Below are 3,706 nucleotides of genomic sequence, written 5' to 3' on the forward strand. Positions count from 1 at the left end.
CCAAGGGGCGGTATCGCCCTCCGCTACGCGGATAACTTCCAAGGGGCGGTATCGCCCTCCGCTACGCGGATAACTTCGGCCCTGTTGATTCGTTACCGTTCGGTAACGAATCAACCGAATCTGGTATAACACCGAGAAAGCTCGGGCGAAGAAGTCGGTTGGCCCCTAAAAATCGGGTGGGCTTCCTTGGCCTGATACCAGCGGTAGGCGTGTGGCTAACTTTCAGCGGCGCACGAGATGGGGCAGTGGGCGGTGATTTTCAACGTCTACACCCTACGCCCCACATCCTGATGTTATGGTAGGTATTCAGGTAAGGATGGTACAAACTCTTTTGTAGCGCTGACTGTAACAAGCGTACCTGGGGGTGGGTTACACATCCCAGTAGTCGTCGGGGTAGGGCAGCCCCACGGCTTGGGCAAAGGCTTGCAGGCCCAGCCGGTCTGGGGCTTCCAGGTGGTAGCGGAAGTTCCACAGGTAGTGCTGCATCAGGCGCTCGGGTACGTTCAGGCGTTGGGCCTCGGTGCCGGCCACGGCGGCCAGGTTGCCCAGCCCCAGCGAACGGGCGGCCCGCAGTCGCCGGATAATCTCGGGGGGCGGGGGGGCGTTCTTGCGGGTGGCCCAGACGCCAAACACAAAGGGCAGCCGGGTCTGCTCGAACCACTTCATCGAGAGGTCGGTAACGCGAATTCCCTCGACCTCGGTAGGCACCTGGTGCACTGACTCGGGAATGATGGAAAGGAGGCCAAAGTAGGTGCTGATGGCCCGGTCGCCAATCAGAAGAACTGCGTCATAGCGCTCGAGGAGCTCGAGGCCCCCCTGCTCGGAGGTGTACTGGGCCTCGATGCCGCCCTTCTCCAGCAGGTATTGCAGAAGCCGCACCGAGGTCGCACTCTCGGTGGTCAGGGCAATGCGCCTTAAATCGCTCCAGGGCTTGCGGTGAAACAAGTTGACCGAATACACCGGCCCCAGGTCGGCCACGCTGAAGTCGGGCAGGGGTCTTAGCTTGTTGGCGTTTTCCAGATAGAAGTATGAGGAAACCAGGCTCAGGTCTACCGAGCCCTCCAGCAGCCACTGGTTAAGTTCGGTGGGCACGCCGTAGCGAAAGGCCAATCCGTCCCCTTCCTCCAGAAAGTGGTAGAGCGGCGCGGTGTTGGCGTAGCGGGGGACACCCAGGATATAGCTCATGGCGGATGGCTAATGGCGGTAGGCTTGAATAGGGGACTGGTTGTTGCTCATCGGCCATTGGCTATCGGCATAGACGCGTAGCTCGTTATAAAGCGCATCCCGCTCGACCGGCACGCGCCCGGCAGCTTGGATGAGCTGCACCATCTTCTGGCGGGAGAGACCCAGCGGCGAGGTGGCCCCGGCGGCGTGGGCAATGTGCTCCTCGATGATGGTGCCGTCGATGTCCGAGACCCCCCAGTCGAGCGAGACCTGCACCAGGTCGGAGGAGATCATCACCCAGTAACCCTTGATGTGATCGAAGTTGTCCAGATAGAGCCTTGCAACCGCCAGGTTCCTCAGGTCGTCTAAGCCGGTGGTGAACTCGGTCTTGCCCAGGTTGAAGGCCAGGGCGTTGGCGTCGGGCTGGAAGGCCAGGGGAATAAAGCTATAAAAACCCCCGGTCTCGTCTTGCAGCTTGCGCAGCCGATCCATATGGTCGAGGCGCTCTTCCAGGGTTTCGATGTGGCCGTAGAGCATGGTGGCGTTGGTGCGGATTCCCAGGCTGTGGGCCTCGCGGTGGATTTGCAGCCACTTCTCGGCCTTGACCTTATTCTTGGCGATCTGGCGGCGCACCCGCTCGGCAAAGATTTCCGCCCCGCCGCCGGGCAGGGCCACCAGGCCGGCCTCTTTGAGTTCGCGCAAGACCTCGAGGGTGGGCTTCTTGCTGATTTTGGAGAGGTGCTCGATCTCCGCTGCCGTGAAAGCCTTTACCTGGATACCGGGAAAGTTTTCGTTCAAGGCCCGCACCATCTCGGGGTAGTAGCTCCAGGGGCGGTTGGGGTGGTGGCCGCTGGACATGTGCAGTTCGGTCAGGCCCGGCTCCCACTTTTCGCGCACTTTGGCCACCACGTCCTCCACGCTATAATCCCAGGCCCGCGCCTCGCCTTTCCGGGCCGCAAACGCACAGAACGTACAGCCCACGTAGCAGATGTTGGTGAACTCGAGCCGCATGGAGTGTACAAAGTAGGTTTTATCGCCGTGCTTGCGCTCGCGCACCCGGTTGGCCAGCCACATCAGGGTGTTGTAGTCGGGGGTGTGGTAGAGCGTCATTCCTTCGTCGAAGGTCAGGCGCTCTCCGGCCTCTACTTTCTCCACGATGGGAAGGAGTTTGGGGTCACGCACCACAGGAATGTACCGCAAAGCGCCTACGGAAGAGGAAGCCGCATTCATCAGAGACAATCCTAGCACTGCCCGGTTGTGAAACCTGATACTTGGCTAACGATTGGAGCGGTCAGTCCGCATACACGGTGTGGTCCTGGGTGGAGCTTCGGACGACCAGGGTGGGCTCGAAACGCCGGGCCCGGGGGCTGCCCTTGTAGCCCCGAATGCGCTCCAGAAGCATGCGGGCGGCCTCGGCCCCCATCTCCTCGATGGGCTGCGACAGGGTGGACAGGCCCCGGGCCTCGGTCCAGGTGTGGCCGTCGAAGCCTAGCAAGCGTACCTGCTCACCTATCTCCAGTCCCTGTCGTTCGGCCTCCTCGAGCACCCCCAGGGCCAGGAGGTCGGCCCCGGCAAAAATGTTGTAAGGAGGCCTGGACAGCCGCATAAAGTGCTGCAGGGCCAGCCGCCCGCCCTCGGCAGAGAAGCGCGAGACGAAGATGTGAGCGTCCGGCAGCGAGCGGCCCACGCGGGCTAGCCCATCGCGAAACCCCGCGACCCGTTCCTGCCCTACGGTATTACGCATAACCTCGTCGAGCTCTTCTTGCATCTGGATGGCGAACAGCTCTCCAGGAAAGGCTGCAAGGTGCTGGGCGGCCATCTGCCCACCCAGGTAGTTGTCTACGAAGGCAGAGTCGTAGCGGGGGCTGTGGGCGTCTACCAGAACCACCGGGCGCTCGGTGGGAAACCGTTGGTTGGGCAGCAGATGAGCCAGGCCCTGGGAGGCTACCAGCAGACCATCGGTTTGGTAGGCCAAAGAGCGGCTCTCCAGGTAGCGTTGCAACCGCAGGGGGGAGAAGATGGGAAAGAGTGCAATTTCGTAGCGCTCCTCGCTCAAGACCTGCTCGATACCCTCGAGGAGCCGGTTGTAAAACTCGGTTGAGATAACCGGCAGGATGAGCGAGATGGTGTAACTGCGTCCCCCGGCCACCCGCCTGGCGTGGGGGTTAGGGCTGTAACCAAGGCTGGACATAGCCGCCAGTACCCGCTCGCGGGTCTCGGTCCGTACCGAGGGGTGGTTGTTCAGAACCCGGCTGACTGTACCAATCCCCACTTTGGCAAGGTGGGCGACTTCGTGGATGGTGGGTTTACGCTTGGCCAAATTTGGCTCCTCTTTCAGGGTGGAAACGCTTTCTTGCAAAATCTAAAATTAGTTTATCACACAATCTGAACCTCGAGAACACGAAAAAGGCCCCGAGTCATATAAAAAATTCGGTTGAGCAAAGGAAGGGGCTTCTAAACTGGATTTGTGAATAACCCAGAGAAGCCCAAAGATAGTGTAGCTTGCCAGAACTGCGGAAGTGTGAAAGTCGAATGTGGCGGC

3 protein-coding genes are annotated in these 3,706 nt (G+C 60.6%); all 3 read right to left on the bottom strand.

Annotation, left to right across the window (positions count from 1 at the left end):
- Positions 1 to 369: 369 nt before the first annotated feature.
- Positions 370 to 1,185, bottom strand: a complete 816-nt coding sequence (locus tag Mhypo_RS17345) for a menaquinone biosynthetic enzyme MqnA/MqnD family protein (protein WP_119342481.1) — start codon at positions 1,183 to 1,185, stop codon at positions 370 to 372.
- A gap of 9 nt (positions 1,186 to 1,194) precedes the next feature.
- Positions 1,195 to 2,394, bottom strand: coding sequence for an aminofutalosine synthase MqnE (gene mqnE, locus Mhypo_RS17350; RefSeq protein WP_371862167.1), 1,200 nt, complete (start codon positions 2,392 to 2,394; stop codon positions 1,195 to 1,197).
- Between the two features lie 61 nt (positions 2,395 to 2,455).
- Positions 2,456 to 3,484: a LacI family DNA-binding transcriptional regulator gene (locus Mhypo_RS17355; protein ID WP_119342483.1), complete on the bottom strand. Its 1,029-nt coding sequence runs from the start codon at positions 3,482 to 3,484 to the stop codon at positions 2,456 to 2,458.
- Positions 3,485 to 3,706 lie beyond the last annotated feature (222 nt).

Origin of the sequence: Meiothermus hypogaeus, assembly GCF_003574035.1 — a bacterium.
Classification (GTDB): domain Bacteria; phylum Deinococcota; class Deinococci; order Deinococcales; family Thermaceae; genus Meiothermus; species Meiothermus hypogaeus.